The sequence below is a fragment of the Kribbella sp. NPDC051137 genome (genome assembly GCF_040682535.1).
Classification (GTDB): Bacteria; Actinomycetota; Actinomycetes; order Propionibacteriales; family Kribbellaceae; genus Kribbella; species Kribbella karoonensis.
Map to the genome: position 1 here is coordinate 539,585 of NZ_JBFBBI010000004.1, position 20,319 is coordinate 559,903.

Annotated in this window: 17 protein-coding genes; 10 read left to right on the forward strand and 7 right to left on the reverse strand. The window is 69.3% G+C overall.

The features are described 5' to 3' along the window. The first annotated feature begins 151 nt into the window (after positions 1-151). Positions 152-2,164 carry a peptidoglycan DD-metalloendopeptidase family protein gene (locus AB0M51_RS23825; protein ID WP_363750437.1) on the forward strand — a complete coding sequence of 671 codons (2,013 nt, stop codon included), beginning with the start codon at positions 152-154 and terminating at the stop codon, positions 2,162-2,164. A gap of 19 nt (positions 2,165-2,183) precedes the next feature. Next, the gene (locus AB0M51_RS23830) at positions 2,184-2,642 is read left to right on the forward strand and encodes a PGPGW domain-containing protein (protein WP_344195289.1); all 459 of its coding nucleotides are present in this window, start codon (positions 2,184-2,186) and stop codon (positions 2,640-2,642) included. Here AB0M51_RS23830 and AB0M51_RS23835 read toward each other — a convergent pair. Further along, positions 2,610-3,791 (reverse strand): FAD-dependent monooxygenase, encoded by a 1,182-nt coding sequence (locus AB0M51_RS23835; protein ID WP_344195287.1) that lies wholly within the window; start codon positions 3,789-3,791, stop codon positions 2,610-2,612. The two genes, AB0M51_RS23830 and AB0M51_RS23835, sit on opposite strands and share 33 nt — an antisense overlap. Positions 3,792-3,879: 88 nt before the next feature. Here AB0M51_RS23835 and AB0M51_RS23840 point away from each other — a divergent pair, with 88 nt between their 5' ends. After that, complete coding sequence (locus AB0M51_RS23840) at positions 3,880-4,611, forward strand: TetR/AcrR family transcriptional regulator C-terminal domain-containing protein (RefSeq protein ID WP_344195285.1); 732 nt, start codon at positions 3,880-3,882, stop codon at positions 4,609-4,611. On the opposite strand, the gene AB0M51_RS23845 is transcribed toward AB0M51_RS23840, so the two are convergent. Continuing rightward, the gene (locus AB0M51_RS23845) at positions 4,516-5,445 is read right to left on the reverse strand and encodes an AraC family transcriptional regulator (RefSeq protein WP_344197118.1); all 930 of its coding nucleotides are present in this window, start codon (positions 5,443-5,445) and stop codon (positions 4,516-4,518) included. The two genes, AB0M51_RS23840 and AB0M51_RS23845, sit on opposite strands and share 96 nt — an antisense overlap. A 133-nt stretch (positions 5,446-5,578) precedes the next feature. Between AB0M51_RS23845 and AB0M51_RS23850 the strand changes: the two genes are divergently transcribed. The 5 genes from AB0M51_RS23850 to AB0M51_RS23870 are packed head-to-tail and all read left to right on the forward strand — an operon-like array spanning position 5,579 to position 12,615. Beyond that, on the forward strand, positions 5,579-8,332 hold the full coding sequence (locus AB0M51_RS23850; RefSeq protein ID WP_344195283.1) for a family 78 glycoside hydrolase catalytic domain: 2,754 nt from the start codon (positions 5,579-5,581) through the stop codon (positions 8,330-8,332). A 54-nt stretch (positions 8,333-8,386) separates the two neighbouring features. Next, the gene (locus tag AB0M51_RS23855) at positions 8,387-9,718 is read left to right on the forward strand and encodes an extracellular solute-binding protein (RefSeq protein ID WP_344195281.1); all 1,332 of its coding nucleotides are present in this window, start codon (positions 8,387-8,389) and stop codon (positions 9,716-9,718) included. A gap of 5 nt (positions 9,719-9,723) precedes the next feature. Next, positions 9,724-10,641: a sugar ABC transporter permease gene (locus AB0M51_RS23860; protein WP_344195279.1), complete on the forward strand. Its 918-nt coding sequence runs from the start codon at positions 9,724-9,726 to the stop codon at positions 10,639-10,641. Next, positions 10,638-11,489, forward strand: coding sequence for a carbohydrate ABC transporter permease (locus tag AB0M51_RS23865; protein ID WP_344195277.1), 852 nt, complete (start codon positions 10,638-10,640; stop codon positions 11,487-11,489). Before AB0M51_RS23860 ends, AB0M51_RS23865 begins: the two co-directional genes overlap by 4 nt. A 58-nt stretch (positions 11,490-11,547) precedes the next feature. Beyond that, entirely contained in the window at positions 11,548-12,615 is a 1,068-nt protein-coding gene (locus AB0M51_RS23870; protein ID WP_344195275.1) for a GDSL-type esterase/lipase family protein, read from the forward strand. Here AB0M51_RS23870 and AB0M51_RS23875 read toward each other — a convergent pair whose 3' ends face one another. Together AB0M51_RS23875 and AB0M51_RS23880 are read right to left on the reverse strand one after the other, a co-directional pair. Further along, positions 12,616-13,239 (reverse strand): class I SAM-dependent methyltransferase, encoded by a 624-nt coding sequence (locus AB0M51_RS23875; RefSeq protein ID WP_344195273.1) that lies wholly within the window; start codon positions 13,237-13,239, stop codon positions 12,616-12,618. After that, entirely contained in the window at positions 13,236-14,369 is a 1,134-nt protein-coding gene (locus AB0M51_RS23880; protein ID WP_344195271.1) for an aminotransferase class V-fold PLP-dependent enzyme, read from the reverse strand. The genes AB0M51_RS23875 and AB0M51_RS23880 overlap by 4 nt, the downstream gene beginning before the upstream one ends. A 26-nt stretch (positions 14,370-14,395) precedes the next feature. Between AB0M51_RS23880 and AB0M51_RS23885 the strand changes: the two genes are divergently transcribed. Then, the gene (locus AB0M51_RS23885; RefSeq protein WP_363750442.1) at positions 14,396-15,148 is read left to right on the forward strand and encodes a glycerophosphodiester phosphodiesterase; all 753 of its coding nucleotides are present in this window, start codon (positions 14,396-14,398) and stop codon (positions 15,146-15,148) included. Positions 15,149-15,164: 16 nt separating this feature from the next. Beyond that, the gene (locus tag AB0M51_RS23890) at positions 15,165-16,538 is read left to right on the forward strand and encodes an MFS transporter (RefSeq protein ID WP_344195267.1); all 1,374 of its coding nucleotides are present in this window, start codon (positions 15,165-15,167) and stop codon (positions 16,536-16,538) included. On the opposite strand, the gene AB0M51_RS23895 is transcribed toward AB0M51_RS23890, so the two are convergent. From AB0M51_RS23895 to AB0M51_RS23905, 3 genes are read right to left on the reverse strand one after another with little or no spacing between them, the layout of a single operon-like run. Next, a complete protein-coding gene (locus AB0M51_RS23895; protein WP_344195265.1) occupies positions 16,535-17,932 on the reverse strand; it encodes a polysaccharide lyase 6 family protein in 1,398 nt (465 codons plus the stop codon). The two genes, AB0M51_RS23890 and AB0M51_RS23895, sit on opposite strands and share 4 nt — an antisense overlap. Positions 17,933-17,942: 10 nt before the next feature. Then, entirely contained in the window at positions 17,943-18,791 is an 849-nt protein-coding gene (locus AB0M51_RS23900; protein ID WP_344195263.1) for an AraC family transcriptional regulator, read from the reverse strand. Further along, positions 18,788-20,317, reverse strand: a complete 1,530-nt coding sequence (locus AB0M51_RS23905; RefSeq protein ID WP_344195261.1) for a polysaccharide lyase 6 family protein — start codon at positions 20,315-20,317, stop codon at positions 18,788-18,790. The genes AB0M51_RS23900 and AB0M51_RS23905 overlap by 4 nt, the downstream gene beginning before the upstream one ends. Between the last annotated feature and the right edge of the window lie 2 nt (positions 20,318-20,319).

Below are 20,319 nucleotides of genomic sequence, written 5' to 3' on the forward strand. Positions count from 1 at the left end.
CGCGTGAGGCGAGTTGTATGGGGGACGGATGGATCTGGGGAGACGCCGAGGGCTGCGTTGGGCAGCATTCGGCACACTGTTGGCGGCCGTTGCACTACCGGCGTACGCCGATGACCCCACGCCTGCGACTTCCGAGCCGCCGCCTGCCTCCGTGACCGACGTGAACCGCTCGCTCGAGCAGCTCCAGGCCGAGGCCGCCGCGGTCCAGGCCGACTTCGCCAAGGCCACGATCGCCTATACGAAGGCGCTCAAGGAGGCCCAGGCCGCCGAGTCCGCCGCGAAGAAGGCCGAGGCCACGGCGAGTACGTCGAGGAGCCGCTCGGACGAGGAGCGCCGCAAGCTCGGCCTGCTCACCGCGCAGGCGTACCAGCTGGGCATCCCGACCGTGATGGGCACCGAGTCCATGCTCTGGTCCCTCGCCCCGGTCGCGGAGAACCTCCAGGAGATCGCCGACCGGCAGACCGCGATCGTCCGGCTCGGTAGCACCCAGGTCGCGCAGTACAACGCCGCGATGGCCGCCGAGGCGCAGACGAACCGGCTGAAGGCGGACGCGACCGCCAAGCGCACCGCCGCGAACGAAGCCGCCGCCAAGGCGCAGGAGCTGAGCAAGCAGGTCCAGCAGAAGGCCGCCGCCGCGGCCGCCGCGATGGCCGACCAGACGGTCGACCTCGACGTGGCGTCCGGGGTCTCGCAGCAGCTCCAGACGGTCCGCGACGCACAGGCGCTCGCCCGCTGGAAGACGTACCTCACCGAACTCACCGCGGCGAAGATCACTCCCCCGGCGGCCGCGGCGCTCAAGAACCCGGGCAAGCTCCCGGCCGGCCTCGCGCCGCTCACCCGCCGTGGGGCCGTCGTCCCCGGCGTCGCGTCCGTCACCACGGCCGGCCGTACGGTGCGCGTCCTGTCCGCGGAGACGATCCGTGCGGTCAACCAGGCGTTCAGCCTGATCGGCAAGCCGTACGGCGTCGCCGCGACCGGCCCCGACAAGTACGGCTGTCTCGGCGCCGCGCGCGTCGCCTGGGAGCCGTACACCAACCTCCCGAACCTGGTCGGCAAGGTGTACCCGGACTACCAGGCCGTCCCGACCACCCAGATCCAGCCCGGTGACCTGCTCGTGATGGGCAGCAAGTCCCTCGGCCTCGTGCACATCGGCGTCGCGCTCGACGACGGCGAGATGATCGCGGCCGACGAGTCCAAGGGCGCGGTCGTCGTCACCACCGTCCCGGACAACCTGTACGCCGCCCTGCGTCCGACGCTCGGCGCCCCGGCGAAGCCCCAGGTCGCGCCGGTCGCCACCTCCGACGCGTACGCGTTCCGCTGCGGCAACACGGCCACGTCGTACGACGTCGGCTCCGGATCCTGGACCTGGCCGCTGCCGGACGAGACGTACGAGATCGGCACCCCGTTCGGCCAGTCGGGCTCCGAATGGTCCAGCGGCACGCACACCGGGCAGGACTTCCCGGCCGCGATCGGTACGCCGGTCCGCGCCGTCACGTCCGGCGTCGTCCGGGTCGAGCACCCGGCGTGGGCCGGCAACCTGGTCCGGATCGACCACGGCAACGGCCTCGAGACCCTGTACGCGCACCTGAGCCGGGTCGACGTCACCGACGGCCAGCGGGTCACGGCCGGCCAGCAGATCGGCGCTGTCGGCGACAAGGGCAACACGACCGGCCCGCACCTGCACTTCGAGGTCCGGCTCGGCGGCGAGCCGGTGAATCCGATGCCGTTCCTGGCGACCGGGTCCGCCAGCACCGGCTGGGGCGGTTACAGCAACGGCATGATCCCCGCGAGCAAGCTCTGCGCGATCGGCGCCGGCCAGATGCTCCGCTGCGACGCCGCGACGGCGTACCTGAAACTCGCCGCGGCGTACCGCGCACAGTTCGGCACGACGCTGTGCATCACCGACTCGTACCGCTCGTACACCTCCCAGGTCAGCCTCTACCAGCGCAAGCCCTCGCTGGCCGCCCTTCCCGGTACGTCGAACCACGGCTGGGGAGTCGCGGTCGACCTGTGCGGCGGGATCGACAGGTACAACACCCCGCAGTACGACTGGATGAAGGCGCACGCCCCGTCGTACGGCTGGCTACACCCCGCCTGGGCCGAGCCCGGCCGCAACCGCGAGGAACCGTGGCACTGGGAGTTCGGTAACCCGAACGCTACCTAGGCCTGGGTAGGCTGACTGCGTGGCCGAGAAACAGAGTCCCGACCGCACCGACGACAACGTCACGCTGGACGCTGCGGACGACCGGTGGGAGTGGCGGCGCCGGATCCGGGAGAACCCGAGGAAGCTGCTGTTCTACCGCATCGGCGTCGGCGTGCTCGGCGGGCTGTTGCTCGTCGCCGCCCCGCTCACCGGCTGGCTGCCGGGCCCGGGCGGGATCCCGTTGTTCATCGCGGGTCTCGCCGTACTGGCCAGCGAGTTCGAGTGGGCGCAGCGGCTGCTGTACCGGGTGAAGGACTGGGTGAAGGCGCTCACCGCCTGGACCGGCAAGCAGCCGGGCTGGCTGAAAGGGCTCGGAACGGTCGCCCTCTCCGGCTGCGTGGCCGTCGGCGTGTGGCTCTACCTGGCCGTGCTGGGCGTGCCGGGCTGGCTGCCCGACTCGTGGGAGTCATTCCTGTACAAGGTTCCGCTCCTTGACTGAGTAGTCGGGCAGCTCGACGAGTTCGCTCATGTTCTGCGCCATCTTGAGCATCTGGTTCAGGACGAAGGGCTTGTCCAGCAGCCAGTTCCGGCTCGCGATCCCGAACCGGCCGGCCGGCGCCAGGAACGAGCCGGCCCGGCTGCCGTCCTGGGTCGTCGACACCGCCTTCCGGAGCAGCGCCTCGTACCGGTCGAACGCGGTCCGGAAGTCCGCCCGGGCCAACTCCGCCGCCAGCACGTAGGCACCGACCACCGCAGTACCGGTACCGAGCGCGCCGAACGTCGCGCCGTACCCGGCGTCGCCGAGCAGCACGATCCGCTCGGTCGACCAGCGGTCCACCCGCACCCGGCTGATCGAGTCGAAGTACAACTCGGTTGCCGCGGGCAACCCTTCGAGCAGCTCCGGCACGTGCCAGCCGAGCCCTTCGAACTGCTCCCGGACGATCGCCTTCTGCTGGTCCAGGTCCCGCCGGTCGTACTGCAGCACCGGCGACTTGAACACGAACAGCGTCTGCGCCAGCCCGGGATCGCGGCGGTCCGCGCCGACGCTCGCGAGCTTCCCAGGCACGTTGTACATCAGCGAGTCGCCGGAGATCCCGAGCGTGTTCGGCACCTCCCAGCCGGCGACGTAGTAGTTCAGGTGCTTCTCCAGCACCTGCTCCGGCGCCCAGGCCAGCCGCCGGACGACCGAGTGCATCCCGTCGGCGCCGATGACCAGGTCGTACGTCTCCTCGATCCCGCTCTCGAAGCGTACGTCGACCCCGTCCGCGTGCTCGTCCAGCGCCGCGATCGAGTCGCCGAAGCGGTACGTCGCGTTCGCGCGGCTGTGCTCGTACAGCACCCGCGACAGGTCGGCCCGCAGCACCTCCAGCTCCCCGCCCGCAAACTCGGCCGGCAGCCGCATCAGCCGCCGCCCAGACTCGTCCACGAACCGCATCGGGCTGCCGCCGGTCTGCAGCGACCGCAGCTCGTCCAGCACGCCCATCCGCTCCAGGACCGAGGTGAACACCTCGCCGCGGAAGTCCACGGCGTACCCGCCCTGCCGCAGCGCCGGGGCGATCTCCACCACCGTCACGTCGTGCCCCGCCCGCCCCAGCCAGAGCGCCACCGACGGCCCCGCCACGCTCGCACCAGAAACCAGAACCCTCATGATCGTCTCCCTCAACAGTAATTGTGTCTGCCGGACACAGTAATGTGTATGGTAGACACAGTTCAAGTCCTTTCGGGAGGAACACCTGATGACCGAGCTGCTCTGGGGCAAGGAACCGGCCCGCACCCGCGGACCGAAACCGGCGATCACACTCGCGGAGATCGCCGCCGCCGGGATCGCGATCGCCGACGCCGAGGGCCTCGACGCCGTCTCCATGCAGCGCGTCGCCGACGACCTGCCGGTGACCAAGATGGCGCTGTACCGGCACGTCCCCGGGAAGGCCGAGCTGGTCGCGGTGATGAGCGATCTGGCGATGGGCAGTCCGCCGGAACGCCCCGACGGCCCGTGGCGCGAGACGCTGCACACCTGGGCGATCGACCTGTACGACGGGTTCGTGCGGCACCCGTGGTTGCTCCAGTCGACGATCGGACGCCGGCCGCTCGGCCCGAACGAGCTCGCCTGGATCGAACGCGGTCTCGCCGGACTCGTCGACGTCGGTCTCACCGGCGGCGAGCAGCTGGACGCGATCCTGGTAGTCACCAGTCACGTCCGGAACATCGCCCAGCAGTCCTCGACGTTCCCCGGTCACAGCATCGGCCTCACCGAGGAGGACATGCAGCGGTCCCTGGCCGAGATCCTCCACACCGAGGCTGCCCGTTTCCCGCGTCTCGTGGCCGCGACGAGTACGGCGGCCGGCAGCGAGAACCAGGGGCTGGAGTTCGGGCTAGAACGAATCCTGGACGGCCTGGACCTGCTGATCAGGAGCCGGGTAGCCGTGCCGGACCGCATTGAAACGTTGCCGGTAGACCGACGCCGGTAGCCCGTAGTGCGACTTGAACCGGCGGGCGAAGTAGTTCTGGTCGGGCCAGCCGACGGACTCGCCGATCCGGTGGATCGGCAGGTCCGTGTGGAGTAGCCGATCGGCCGCCAGCTCGACCCGGTGCCGGGACAGGTACGCCATCGGCGGGACCCCGGTGACCGACTTGAACAGCCGGACCAGGTAGCCCGGCGCGAGGTGCAGTTCGCCGGCCAGGTCGGTCAGCGTCCAGTGCCGCGCTGGGTCGGCCTCCATCATCCGCATGGCGTCGACGACCGCGGGATGGGTGTACTCCCGGCGTTCGTCACGGTCCGCCACCGTCCGCGCGATGCAGCTCAGATAGAGCGCGAGCCAGCCGATCACCTCACCGCGATGCCGGCTCAGCGGCTGGTTGCGCAGATGGCGCAGTCCGTCGAGGTGCCCGAGCGCTTCGAGCATCGCGGGCGGATCGAGGTGGGTCGGGAGCATCCCGCGACGCTCGGCGGAGAACGGCCCGGTCCACAACAGGTAGCCCAGCAGCGGGTCCTCGCGAGCCCAGGCCAGCTCACGACGTACCAGGTCGGCCGAGAAGCAGCAGTTGTAGACCTCGAGCGACCGGCAGTCGACGTACTCGTGCCAGACGCCCGGACGCAGCAGGATCGCGTCGCCGCGGCGCAGCCGGCGACGGCCGGCGAGGCTGTGGTGGACGCCCTCGCCGCCGACCACGAGCAGCAGCTCGAAGAAGCTGTGCGTGTGCAGCGGATGGCTCTCCTCGTGCACATGCGTCCCGGCGTGCACGACCGTGCCCTCGACGAAGTGCAGAACGGTCCCGCGGGTTGTCACCGGCTCGTCGGCCATATCCGCCACAGCCTCAAGATACGAGGCGAGGTGCAGATCGTGCTAGGGCGAGTGCACATCGGGCTAGTGGCTTCGGAGCGTCGGTCGCAGGATCGGTACATCCAGTGAATCGTTTCATTCCGGATGGAGCCACATGTCGCATCCCGCCGCACCCACCGCCCTCCGCTTCGAGCACCTCGCCGCTCCCGTGGTCGGGACCGGTACCGCCAGTCCGCGGATCTCCTGGCAGGTCCCGGCCGCGGACGCCGGCTACGCACAGTCCGCGTACGAGGTCGAGATCACCCGCGACACCACCCAGGTCTTCACCGTCCAGTCCCCCGACCAGGTCCTGGTGCCCTGGCCGGCCCACCCGCTCGGGTCGCGGGAGTCCGCGCAGGTCCGCCTCCGGGTCCGGGGTGACGAGGACTGGAGCGAGTGGAGCGAGCCCGCGTACGTCGAGGCCGGCCTGTTCACGCCCGACGAGTGGACCGCGCGGTTCGTCAGCCCGCACGACAACCCCCACGGCTCGCCCGCCCCGCTGGTCGCCGGTACGGCGGAACTCCCGGACGACATCGTCAAGGCGCGGCTGTACGCCACGTCGTACGGCGTCTACCTCCCAGAGCTCAACGGGCAGCGCGTCGGCAGTGAGGAGCTCGCGCCCGGCTGGACGGCGTACCAGTACCGCCTGCGCTACCAGACGTACGACGTGACCGAGCTAGTCCGGCCTGGTGAGAACACGCTCGAGTTCCTGCTCGGCAACGCGTGGTACCGCGGCCGGATCGGGTTCCACGACCAGACGCAGCTGTACGGCGACCGCCTGGCCGTACTCGCGCAGCTCGAGGTGACCACCGCCGACGGCCGGCTGCACACGTTCGGCAGCGACGGCACGTGGACGTCGCGGGAGAGCAACGTGCTCGCCGACGACCTCTACGACGGCCAGACCACCGACCTGCGCAAGCAGCCCGGCGAGCCCGCGCCCGTCGACGTACTCGACGCCGACCTCACGCTGCTCGTCGCCCCCGACGGTCCGCCGGTCCGGATCACCGACGTGCTGCCCGCCGTCGAGATCACCACCTCGCCGTCCGGCAAGACGCTCGTCGACTTCGGGCAGAACCTGGTCGGCCGGGTCCGGCTGAAGGTCCGCGGCGGCGCGGCCGGCGACGAGGTCGTACTGCGGCACGCGGAGGTCCTGGAGAACGGCGAGCTCGGCGTCCGCCCGCTCCGCACCGCGAAGGCCACCGACACCTACATCCTGGCCGGTCCGGACGAGGTCACGCTCGACTCGCCGCTCACCTTCCACGGTTTCCGGTACGCCGAGGTCTCGGGCGTCGCCGACCTCCGCCGCGAGGACCTCGAGGGGATCGTGATCGGCAGCGACCTGCGGCGCACCGGCTGGTTCGAGTCGTCGAACGAGTTGCTGAACCAGTTCCACCAGAACGTGGTCTGGGGTATGCGCGGCAACTTCGTCGACGTACCGACCGACTGCCCGCAGCGCGACGAGCGGCTCGGCTGGACCGGCGACATCCAGGTCTTCTCCCCCAGCGCGAGCTTCCTGTTCGACACCGGCGGCTTCCTCACCAACTGGCTCGCCGACCTCGCGGCCGAGCAGCAGAAGGACGGATCGGTACCCTTCGTCGTCCCGGACGTCCTGCGGACCGAGGGACCGGCCACCGCGGCATGGGGTGACGCGGCAACGATCGTGCCGTGGGTGGTGTACGAGCGCACCGGCGACGCCGGACTGCTCGCCCGGCAGCTGCCGAGCATGCGCGCCTGGGTGGACAAGGTGGCCGGCCTGGCCGGCAGCGACCTGCTCTGGTCCGGCGGGTTCCAGTTCGGCGACTGGCTCGACCCGACCGCCCCGCCGGAAGACGCCGCACGGGCGAAGGCCGACCCCGACGTACTCGCCACCGCGCACCTCGCGCGCTCGGCCGAGGTGGTCGCCAAGGCCGCGGAGGTCGTGGGGCAGCACGATCTGTCGCGCGAGTACGCCGATCTGGCGGCCCGCGTGCGGCAGGCCTTCGCCGCCGAGTACGCCACCGAGGGCGGCCGGGTATTGAGCGACTCGGCAACGAACTACGCGCTCGCGCTGCAGTGGGCGCTGCTGCCGACCGAGAACCAGCGGCAGCGGGCCGGTGCGCGGCTGGCCGACCTGGTCCGGGCGTCCGGCTTCCGGATCAGTACCGGATTCGTCGGAACGCCGTTGATCGCGGACGCTCTGGCCGATTCCGGTCATCCTGAGCTGGCGTACCGCCTCCTGCTACAGACAAGCTGCCCCTCTTGGCTGTACGCAGTGACGATGGGAGCGACGACGGTCTGGGAGCGTTGGGACAGCATGCTGCCCGACGGCAGCATCAACCCCGGCCAGATGACGTCGTTCAACCACTACGCGCTCGGTGCCGTCGCGGACTGGATGCACCGGCGGGTCGCGGGCCTCGCGGCGGCCGAGCCGGGCTACCGGAGCATCGCCGTACGGCCGTTGTTCACCGACCAGCTCACGAAGGCGTCCGCCAAACACGACACGCCGTACGGCGAGGCGTCGGTCGGCTGGTCCCGCGGCGACGGACAGGTCACCGTCAGCGTCACGGTCCCGGTCGGATCCCGCGCCACGGTCGACCTGCCCGGTCAGGAGACCGTCGAGGTCGGGCACGGTACGCACGAGTGGACCGTGGACGACCCGTACGCCGCGGCCACGGCGCTGCCCGCCGACGCCACGGTTCGTCAGATTGTTGACGACCTGCCGATCTGGAGCGCGATCACGGCGGCCGCGGCCGAGAGCGGGTTCGCCGCCGACGACGCCGAGCTCGCCCGTCGTCTCCTGCCCTACCTCGACCAGCCGGCCGGCGATCTCGCGACTGCCACCGGCGCCGAGGCCGTGAAGGCCGCGCTCACCGCGGTCCTGCACCACTGATCCAGCATTCCCTGACCGCCCCGCTGCGACGTACATCCCCTTTTGGAGGTCACGATGAGGTTCCGCCCAGGACCCAGCGGTCTCGCGCTGCTGGCTGTGTGTTCACTCGCCCTCGCCGGCTGCAGCGCGGGCAGTCTCGGCTCCAGCGACAGCTCCGGAGGCAGCGGGTCGGTCGAGATCACGTACCTGACCACGAACCAGGACCAGGACGTGAAGGAGGCCGACCAGCTCGCCAAGGACTTCCACGCGAAGTACCCGAACATCACCGTCAAGGTCGACACCCGCCCGGGTGGCACCGACGGCGACAACATCATCAAGACCCGGCTGTCGACCGGCGACATGCCTGAGGTCTTCAACTACAACACCGGGTCGCTGTTCCAGGCGATCGCGCCGCAGAAGAACCTGGTCCCGATCAGCGACCAGCCCTACGTCAAGGATCTCGACGACAACTTCAAGAAGACCGTCACCGCCGACAACCAGGTGTACGGCGCGCCGGTCGGCGGCTTCCAGGGCGGCGCGGTGCTGTACAGCATCCCCGTCTACCAGAAGCTCGGCCTGAAGATCCCGAAGACGTGGGCCGAGTTCATGGCCAACAACGCCAAGATCAAGGCCGGCGACCCCGGTGTCGCCCCGGTGATCCAGACCTACGGCGAGACGTGGACGTCGCAGCTGTTCGTCCTCGGCGACTACCACAACGTCGCCGCGGCGGAGCCGGACTTCGCCGACAAGTACACCAAGAACCAGGCGAAGTACGCGACGTCGCCGGCCGCCCTCAAGGGCTTCGAGCACACCGAGGCGGTGCACGACGCCGGGTACGAGAACAAGGACTTCGCGTCGGCGAAGCTGCCGGACGGCCTCAAGATGCTTGCCACCGGCAAGGGCGCGCACTACCCGATCCTGTCCGGCGTGGTCGCGAACATGGTCGCGACGTACCCCGACGCCGCCAAGACCGTCGGCCTGTTCGCGTTGCCTGGTGACGACGCGAGCACCAACGGCCTGACACTGTGGACGCCGGGCGGGCTGTACATCCCGAAGACCACGACCGGCGACAAGCTGGACGCGGCGAAGAAGTTCCTCGCGTTCGTCGCCAGCCCGGACGGCTGCAAGTCGCAGAACACCGCCGGCGCGCCGACCGGCCCGTACGCGGTCAAGGGCTGCAGCCTCGGTGACGACGTACCGCGGGCGATCAAGGACATGCAGCCGTACCTCGACAAGCCGGGCGCGTCCAGCCTCGCGCTGGAGTTCCTGTCGCCGGTCAAGGGCCCGTCGCTGGAGCAGATCACGGTCGAGGTCGGGTCCGGGATCCGGAAGGCGAAGGACGGCGCGGCGCGGTACGACGACGACGTGAAGAAGCAGGCCCAACAGCTCGGCCTGGCAGGCTGGTGAGAGCGGTGGCTGTGGTCGCGGAAGAACACAGCAAGACCAGCACTGTCACGGCGAACACCGGCAGCAAGGTCTACCGCCCGTACTCCAACTGGTTCTACCTCCCCACCGCGGTCATCTACGGCGTGCTGTTCCTGGTCCCGACGTTCGCCTCGCTCTACTTCAGCCTCACCCGCTGGAGCCTGTTCGAGTCGAAGTTCATCGGACTGGACAACTTCAAGCTGTTCTTCCAGGATCCGCAGCTGGTCAAGGGCTTCACCAACACCCTGATCTACGCGGTCGTCACCTCCGGGTCGAAGGTGGTGCTCGGGCTGCTGCTCGCCGTACTGCTCACCTCGCAGATCGTTGCCCGCGGCTACCTCCGGTCGGTGGTGTTCTTCCCGGTGCTGGTCTCGACGATCGGGGTCGGGCTGACGTTCACCGTGCTGATGAACCCCGACCAGGGCCTGATCAACAAGTCGCTCGGACTGCTGGGGATCCAGGGCCCGGGCTGGCTGACCGATCCGAAGTGGGCACTGCTCTCGGTGGCCGCGGTCGACGTGTGGAAGGGCGTCGGCCTGGCCACCCTGATCTACATCGCGGGCATCGTGTCGATCCCGCGCGAGTACATCGAGGCGGCCCGGGTGGACGGCGCCGGGTCCTGGCAGCAGTTCCGGCGGATCGTGCTGCCGCTGTCCCGGCCCGCCACCGTCACCGTCATCATCTTGTCGCTGATCGGCGGGCTGCGGTCCTTCGACCTGATCTGGGCGATGACCCGCGGCGGACCGGGGTTCACCTCGGACGTGATCGCGTCGGTGATCTACAAGCAGTACCAGGCCGGCTTCTACGGCCTGTCGACCGCGGGCAACGTGGTGCTGTTCGTCGTCGTCACCGCGATCATCCTCCCGCTGTCCTGGTTCCTGAATCGGAAGGAGGTGGACCTGTGAGCACCGCAGAACTCGTCAACCACCGTCCCGCCCGGAAGTGGGCGCTCAGCGCGGTTGCGATCCTGGTGTCGATCGTCGTGTTCATCATCCCGTTCGCGTTCATCCTGCTGACCGCGGTGAAGGACCGGACGCAGTCCGCGGACCTGAGCTTCTCCTGGCCGCACCAGTTCCGCTTCGTGCAGAACTTCGTCGAGGTCGTGAAGGCCCGCGACTTCATGCTGGTGATCGCGTTCATCAACAGCACGATCCTGACCGTGGCCAGTGTCATCGGGATGGTCGTCCTCGCGGCGATGGCCGGGTTCGTCCTGCAGCGGCGCAAGAGCCGGTGGAACGGGTTCATCAACTTCCTCGTGCTCGCCGGGCTGATCATCCCGCCGGCCGTCGTACCGACGATCTGGGTGCTGCAGAAGTTCGGGCTGTTCAAGACGATGCCGGGGCTCATCCTGATCGAGATCGCCTACGGGTTGTCGTTCTGCATCCTGCTGTTCCGGGCCTTCGTGGCGACGATTCCGCGGGAGCTGGACGAAGCGGCGATCATCGACGGTGCGGGACCGTTGAAGCTGTTCTTCCGGGTCATCTTTCCGCTGCTCAGATCCGTCATCGTCACGGTCGTGGTGGTGCAGTCGGTCAACGTGTTCAACGACTTCGTGAATCCGCTGTACTTCCTGCCCGGCGATCAGAACGCGACCGTCCAGCTGACCCTGTTCAACTTCTCCAGCCAGTACTCCACGCAGTACAACCTGCTCTTCATGGACATCCTGCTGATCACGATCCCGCCGCTGATCATGTTCCTGTTCTTCAACCGCCAGATCGTCGCCGGCATGACCTCCGGCGCGATCAAGGGCTGATCTTTCGGCGGAGATCGAAGGCGTACCACCGAAGGAGCCCGGCTGGGACAGTGCCAGGATGAGACGCTTCCTGGCCGGGCTTCTGCTGTTGCCCGCACTCTTCGTGTCCGCTCCCGTGTCGACGTCCACCGCCCAGACCACGACGAAGATCATGCCGCTGGGCTCGTCCACCACCGCCGGGAGCATCCCCGGCGCGTACCGCACCGACCTGTACTGGATGCTCACCTCCGAAGGGCATCCCGTCGACTTCGTCGGATCGGTCACCGACAGTACGCCGGTCAACCTGCCGGACCGCGACCACGAAGGACACGGCGGCTGGGTGATCGACCAGCTGACCGCGATCGCCGCCGACCGGATGACCACCTATCAGCCGGACGTCGTGCTGCTGCACGCCGGCGCCAACGACGTACTGCAGAACCTGAACCTGGCCACCGCTCCGGCGCGGCTGGAGAAGCTGATCAGGACCATGCTCGCCGTCCGGCCGGATCTCGCCGTGTACGTCGCGACCGTCGGGCCGATGACCGACGCCGCCACCAACGCGCGGGCGGCGGCGTTCAACAACCAGATCCCGTTCGTGGTCGCGAAGCTCGCCCGGGAGGGTGCGATGGTGCGGTTCGTCGACACCCGCAGCGCGCTGCCCCCGAGCGATCTGATGGCGGACGGCATCCACCTCACGCACAGCGGCAACAGCAAGCTCGCCGCCCAGTGGTACGCCGCCCTCGAAGGAGCGCCGATCACCCGGTTCGAGGCGGAGACCGCGGCGTTCACCGGCAAGGCGCACAGCGCGACCACCCAGGTCGCGTCGAGCAACGGGAAGGCCGGCTGGATCGACGACCTGTCCAGCTCGGCCACCGTCACCGTGAACGCGCCGTACGCGGGCACCTTCCGCGTCTTCGTCCGCAGCGGCAACGGATCCGGTACGACGTGCACGCACACGCTGAGCGTCAACGGCGGCACAGGCCGGGTCGTCGAGTACCCGTCGTACGGCTGGGAGAACTGGACCCAGCAGGCGCTCGACGTACCGCTGAACGCGGGCGCGAACACCTTCAAGTTCACCTACCGCACGTGCTTCGCCGAGATCGACGACCTGGACGTCACCGTCCCAGGGACGAACTGGCCGGCTTGATCATTCCGGCTTGCGGACGATCAGCGCGGCCTGCCCGGCGTCCTTCTCGGCGGGCAGTGCCGCGCGCGTCAGCGTCGCCACCTCCACGAACCCGGCGTCCGCGAGCAGCCCCGCGATCTCCGGTACGGCGTACATGTAGACCTGCAGGTCGACGTCGTGCCCGTACGCCTGCGTCAGCGGCCGGCTGCCGTCGCCGACCTTGAACCCGTGCACCAGCACACCACCCGGCCGCAGCACCCGGAACAGCTCGGCGAACGCCGTCGGCAGCTCCGCGCGCGGCGTGTGGACCAGCGAGTACCACGCCAGCGCCGCGGCCAGCTCGCCGTCCTTCAGGTCCAGGTCGAACAACGACCCGACCTCGAACCGGAGCTCGGGATACTCCCGCCGGGCCACGTCGATCATGCCCGGCGTCAGGTCCACCCCGAACACGTCCAGGCTCCGTCCGGCCAGGTACGACGTGATCCGCCCGGTCCCGCATCCGAGGTCGCCGACCGGGCCGTCCTGGACGAGCGCGGCGAAGTAGTCGAGCGCTCCGACCTCGAACGGATCCGCCCGGTGGTAGTCCTTCAGAATCGCGTGGTAGTCGGCGGCAGCGGTGTTGTAAGACCCTTGGATGTCGTTCACCCGAGGAGCCTAGGCAAACCCTCCGACAGTTTCTCGTAGTCGGCCGCCGAGTTGTACGCGTGCGCCGACAACCGGATGAACTTCCGCTCCTCGAACCCGGTGAACGTGATCTCCGCCTTCAGCTCCCGCGACACCCGCATCTTCAGCGCCTCGCCGCCGGACAGGTCGACCGACGAGGGCAGCTCGACCAGACGCATCGTCGCCGGCGGCCGCGCGACGTCCGCGACACCGGTGCCGAGCGCCTTCGAGAGCACCCGCGCGCCCTCCTCGACCAGCGAGGTCAGCTGCGGCCGGCGGGTCGGCCAGTCCAGGTCCGCCAGCACCTTCAGCGACTCCGGCGCGGCGATCCAGGGCACGTAGTCGTACGTGCCCTGCATGTCGAACCGCTCCGGCATCTGCTCGTCGTACTCCGACCAGGACACGATCAGCGGCATCGACGCCGACCGCCAGCGCTCCGCGACGACCAGGCCGGCGGTCGCCCGCGGCGCGGCCGGCCACTTGTGGAAGTTCCCCGTCCAGAAGTCGGCACCTGCCGCGGCCGGCGCGTCGATCAGCGCCGGGGCGTGCGCGCCGTCGACCACGATCGGTACCCCGCGCTCGTGGGCGGCCGCGACCAGTCCCTCGATCGGGAACACCTTCGCCGTACCGGAGGTGATCTGGTCCACGATCAGCACCGAGGCGTCGTCCAGCTGCTCCGCGATCAGCGCGACCACGGTCCGGTCGTCGGCCTCCAGCGGGATCGCCACGGTCACGACCTCGGCGCCGTACTGCTTCGCGAACCGCTCGGCGGCGTACCGGACCGCGCCGTACGCGTGGTCGGTGAGCACGATCCGGCTGCCGGCCGGAATCGGCAGGGTCTGGAGCGCGACCGTCACACCGGCGCTCGCGTTCGGGACCAGGGCGAACCCGGCCGGGTCGGTCTCCAGGAACGCGGCCAGCGCCAGCCGGCTCGCGGTCAGGCGGTCGGCGACGGTCCGGAACCAGACCATCGGGTTGGCGTCCATCTCGGTCCGCAGGCCGGCCATCACCTCCTGGGTCCGGCGCGGCACGGCGCCGTACGAACCGTGGTTGAGGTGCAGGACGTCCGGATCGAGCGTCCACAGGTCGGGGCGGGGGCTGAGTACCGTCACCGACCCAACGGTACATACTGCAGGTTGTGTACCCGTACCTCGTCCACGACGGAGCGATCGCGATGGCGCACCGCGGCGGCGCCGATCACCCGGACATCGTCGGCTACGAGAACTCGCTGCGCGCCTTCCAGCACGCCGTCGACCTCGGCTACCGGTACGTCGAGACCGACCTGCACGCCACCAGCGACGGCGTGGTGATCGCCTTCCACGACGACCGGCTCGACCGGGTCACCGACCGCACCGGCGTGATCGCCGAGCTGCCCTGGTCCGAGGTCAGCAAGGCGCGGATCAACGGCCAGGAGCCGATACCCCGGCTGGACGAACTGCTCGAGCAGTTCCCGGACGTCCGGTTCAACCTCGACGTCAAGGCGGACGGCGGGCTGGAGCCGTCGGCCGCCGTACTGCGGGCCGCGAACGCGGTCGACCGGGTCTGTGTCTCGTCGTTCTCGCAGTCCCGGGTGAACCGGATGCGCAAGCTGCTCGGCCCGCGGCTGTGCACCGGGTACGGGCAGTGGGAGATCGCGCTGATCCGGTTCCTGCCGGTCGCGCTGCCGTCGCGGGGTGCCTGCCTGCAGATCCCGGAGCAGCACGGGTCCCTGCACCTGCTCACGCCGGGCCTGATCGAGCGGGCGCACGCGCGTGGCAAGCAGGTGCACGTGTGGACCGTCGACGACGCCGACGACATCCGCCGGCTGCTCGACGCCGGGGTGGACGGGATCATCACCGACCGCACCGACGTCCTGCGCGACGTGTTGATCGAGCGGGGTCAGTGGCATTGATGACACACTTCCGCGCATGGGACTTCTCTCCGCCCCGGACGGTGTGGACAAGCGCGAGTACTGGGGGTTCAGCCTCTTCGACTGGGCGAACTCCGGCTACGTCACCACGGTCGCGACCGTACTGTTCGCGCCGTACCTGACCTCGGTCGCGGAGACCGACGCCTGCGGGTACGTCGGGACCACGGACCACCCGTGCAACACCGATCTGCACGTCCTCGGGCTCGGGATCTCGCCGGGCTCGCTGGCGTTCTACGTGGTCACGGTCGCCACGCTGGCCTCTGCGCTGTTCCTGCCGGTGGTCGGGGCGATCGCGGACCGGATGGCCCGCAAGAAGCTGCTGATGTGCGCTTTCGCCTGGGTCGGGTCGCTGTCCGCCTGCTGCATGGTGTTCGTCGGCGGCGGCCGCTGGGGGCTCGGCGCGCTGCTGCTCTTCATCGGCAACGTGTGTCTGGGGTCCGCGCTGGTCGTCTACGACTCGATCCTGATCGACATCGCTCCCCCGGACCAGCGCGACGCGGTGTCGTCGCGGGCCTGGGCGTTCGGGTACGCCGGTGGGTTCATCCTGCTGGCGATCAACCTGGCCGTGGTGACCGCGCACGACGCCCTCGGGATGAGTCAGGGCACCGCGGTCCGGCTGAGCCTGCTGAGCGCCGGCGTCTGGTGGGGGCTGTTCACGATCATCCCGTTCGTCCGGCTGCGGAACCGGCCGCCGGTCAACGTCGAGCAGACCGGCAAGCGTGGTCTGGTGCGGCAGAGCTTCGGGCAGCTCGCGGCGACGTTGCGGCACATCCGGGCCTACCCGATGACGCTGCTGTTCCTGGTCGCCTACCTGTTCTTCAACGACGGCATCCAGACCGTGATCTCGGTGTCGTCGACGTACGGCGAGAAGCAGCTCGGGTTCCAGACCCAGGTGCTGATCGCGACCATCCTGATGGTGCAGTTCGTGGCCTTCTTCGGTGCGATCGTGTTCGGGCGGGTGGCGGCCCGGTACGGCGCGCACCGGACGATCACCGGCGGGCTGGTGGTCTGGATGCTGATCGTGATCGCCGGGTTCCTGCTGCCGGCGCACCGGATCGCGCCGTTCCTGGCGATGGGAGTGGCGATCGGGATCGTGCTGGGCGGCACCCAGGCGCTGTCCCGCTCGGCGTTCAGCCAGCTGATTCCGAAGGGCCGCGAGGCGGAGTACTTCTCGCTCTACCAGGCCGGCGAACGCGGAACGTCGTGGCTCGGCACGCTGGTGTTCGGTCTCGTCCACCAGCTCACCGGCTCGTACCGCCCCGCGATCGTCGCCCTCGGCATCTTCTTCGTGATCGGCCTCGTCCTGCTCACCCGCGTCGACATGCGCCGCGGCATCCGCGAGGCCGGCAACGCCCAACCGAGCGTTGTCTAGGCAGCGTTCGGTCCCACATCGGTAGCAGTCAGCGGTCGTCGGAGCGGTTGGCTCGCCGAGTACTCATCTGCTCCGACGTCGTACGGCGCCGTCCGGGGTTCTCCGTCGAGGTCGTCCGCGACCTGGCCCGTGTGGTTGAGAGCGGACGCGTTCACCGCGGCACTGCCCGCACCCAGCCGGTAGACGCCGTCCGAGCCCGCCACCAGCTTCGGATCGGCCCGGGTGAACCCGGACGGGATGTTCCCGTTCGACGCCGCACCCCACAGGATGTTGCCCGACCAGCTCACCCCGTCGAGGTACGGCATCGACACCAGCTGCCCGCTCTCGCCGACCATCAGATTGTCGGCGACCACGCAGTCCAGCGGCGGCACTGTCCGCTGGCTCTCCCCCGCGACCGCCTGGCCGTTGTTCCGCAGCGTGTTCAGCACGATCGTCACCCGGTCCGGCGCGTCGTTCCCGGTTCGTGAGCTCGACGGCTCGCCCTCGTAATGGTCCCGCTCGGTCCCGCTCCCGAGCACCACGCCCGCGCTCGCGACCCCGTCCACGTAATTGTTGACGATCAGATGATCATTGCCGTAGATGCGGATGCCGTTGCTACCGGCCACCAGATAGTTGCTCTCGACCCGGGTCGCGTTCCCGTGCCGCAGTACGATCCCGCCGACCGACGACCGGATCGTGTTGTACCGGACGGTGTTGCCGGACGACTTCACCGAGATCGCCTCGGGGTCGCCGTTGCAGCGCTCGAACAGGTTGTACTCCACGGTCGCGTCAGCCGTGCTCAGCGCCCGGGCACTCACCCCGAGCCGGATCGGCTCGCCGCCGTTCGCGCCGCCGTACGTATGGTCGCGGAAATAGTTGCGCAGGATGTAGGTCCGCTGCGCCATCGCCTCGGTGCCCGGGCCGTCGATCACCAGGTAGACGCCGGCCGTGGACTTGTCGTGGAAGGTGTTCCGGTCGATCTTCGCGTCGTCGCCGCGCACCACGACCCAGTGCTGCCCGTCCGCGGTCGCGAGCTGGAAGTCGTTGCGGGTCAGCCGGATCCGCGGGCAGTCCGCCGGGATCTCCAGCGTCGTGCTCTGCCGGAACGCGAAGCCGCTGAGCGTGACGTCCGACGAGCCGCTGAACACGAAGCTCTGCGCTCCGGTGAACGTCACCCCGCCCCGGCTCTGCGCCACGATCGTGATCGGCCCTTGCTTCCCGCTCACCGTGATCGGCGACCCCGACGGTACGGCGTACGTACCGTTGGCCACCGTGATCGTGGTCCCGGCCGCCGCGCTGTCAATCGCCTGCTGCAACTGCGCCAACGACGTCACCGTCGCCGCGAACGCGGGCGTTGCACTCCCCACCGCGAGCGCAACAGCCCCACTGCTGATCAAGAACGTACGACGATCCATCAGAGTCTCCTTAGTTGCTTGGGCGGTACAACTTTCGGTACTCGCTCGGGGTCACCGAACTCACCTGCCGGAAGACCTTCGAGAAATAGGACTGGTCCATGCCGACCGCGGCCGCGATCTCCTCCATCGGGCGCGCGGTCGTGGACAGTTCACGCTGGGCCCACTCGATCTTGGCCCGTTTGATGTACTGCTTCGGCGACAGCCCGAACTCGGTCCGGAAGTGCCGCAGGAACGCCGGCAGGTCGTACCCGAACACCCCGGCGAGCTCCTCCACGCTCGGCAGCGTGGCGAGGTTGTCCTGGATGTACCTGACGATCCCCGACTCAGTCGTCTGCTGCGGCGACAACCGCACCGTGCCGGGCGGCGCGCTCTCCAGGAAGTGCGCGAACAGCGCGGTCAGCGCCGACCGCATCCGCAGCGGCGTGGACAGGCCGGGCGGGTCCCGGTCGGCCGCGCCGACCTGCTCGAACAGCGCGGCCGCCGCGTCCGGAGCCTTGCTCGTGACGATGTACGGCAACGTGATCAGCTCGCCGATGTCCCGGTCGCCGATCAGCGCCGAGAAGTGCAGCCAGTGCTTGCGGAACACGTTGTCACTGATCGTCTCGTACGACACCGGCACGTCGGCCGGTGTGTACACGAGTTCGCCGGGCTGCGGGTACAGCTCCTGGTCCCCGACGACGAGGCGCCCCTCGCCCTCGAGGATCAGGTACAACCGCGAGAACGGATCGGGCATCAGCGCCCGCGACCACTCGCGGTGCACCTTCGTGATCCGGGCCGCGACGACCAGGTCCAGTCGCAGCCGGTCCAGGTACGACCGGATGATCTCCTGCTCCCCGACGACCGCATCCGCAGTTTTCATCGCGCGTGCGGCCCGACGTCGACAGGTGTCAGAGGCCGGTACGCCGGACGCCGGGGTGAGTACTCGTCCGCGCCGACGTCCGCCGTACGCCCGGTCCGGTGATCGCCGTCCAGGTCCCGCGGGACGTCCGGGTACGCCCGGGACGCCGCGTTGATCGCGGGGCTCCCGGACGTCAGCCGGCGTACGCCGTCCGTCCCGGTCGCGAGCCGCGGGTCGACGCGGGTGAACGCGGCGGCGGGTGCGTTGCCGTCCGTGCCCTGTCCCCAGTGGATGTTGCCCGACCAGGTGATGCCGTCCTGGAACGGCATGTTCACCAACTCTCCGCTGTCTGCCACCAGCAGATTGTCCGTCACGGCGCAGTCCAGCGGCGGCAGGGTCCGGTGGCTCTCCCCGACGATCCCGGACTCGCAGTCCAGGACCGTGTTCAGCGCGATCCGGACCCGGTCCGGCGCGTCGTTGCCGGTGCGGGACTTCGACGGCTCGCCCGGGTAGTGGTCCCGGACGCTACCGCTGCCGAGGACGACGCCGGCATTGCCGATCTTCTCGACGTAGTTGTTCACGATCAGGTGGTCGTTGCCGTAGATCCGGATCCCGTTCTGCCCGGACAGCAGGTAGTTGCCTTCGATCCGGGTTCCGTTGCCGTGCCGCAGCACGATGCCGCCCATGCTGTCGCGGAACGTGTTGTGCCGCACGGTGTTGCCGGACGACTTCACCGAGACCGCTTCCGGGTCGCCGTTGCAGCGCTCGAACAGGTTCAGCTCGACGACCGCCGCCGCCGTCGACAGCGCCCGCGGGCTGACCCCGAGCCGGATCGGCTCGCCGCCGTTGTCGCCGGGGAACGAATGGTCGCGGAAGTAGTTGTGGTGGATGTGCACGCCGACCGCCATCTGGTCGGTGCCGGCGCCCTCGATGCCGAGGAAGATGCCGAGCTTCGACTTGTCGTGGAACTCGTTGTGGTCGAACTCCGTGTAGTCGCCGCGCAGCATCACCCAGTGCAGACCCTCGACATCGGCCAACTGGAAGTCGTTGCGGGTCAGCCGGATCCGCTTGCAGTCCGGCGGTACGTCGAACGTCGCGGTCTGTCCGCGGAACGCGAATCCGCTGAGCGTGACGTCCGACGACGCACTCAGCACGAACGTCTGCGGGCCCTGCAGCACGACACCGCCGACCGACTCGGCCCGGATCACGATCGGCTCGTCGCACGTACCGCGCTTACCGGTGATCGCAATCGGCTCCGTGACGTCATAGGTGCCGTCGGCAACGGTAACCACCGCTCCCGGCGCCGCCGCGGCAATCGCCGCCCGCAACTCCTCCACCGACCGCACGAACCCACCCCACGGACCGACACCCGCGCCCGCCCCGCCCGCTCCAGCCTCGCCCGCGCCGGCACCGCCCACTCCGTCCGCCGCCGAGGGCGGCGCGGCCGCGGCCGGGAGCCGCCCGGTAGTTCCGGCCATGGCCGGCAGCGTCCCTGCCGCGGCCGTCAGGCCGGCGGCGGCGGTTGTGAGGAAGATTCGACGATCCATGT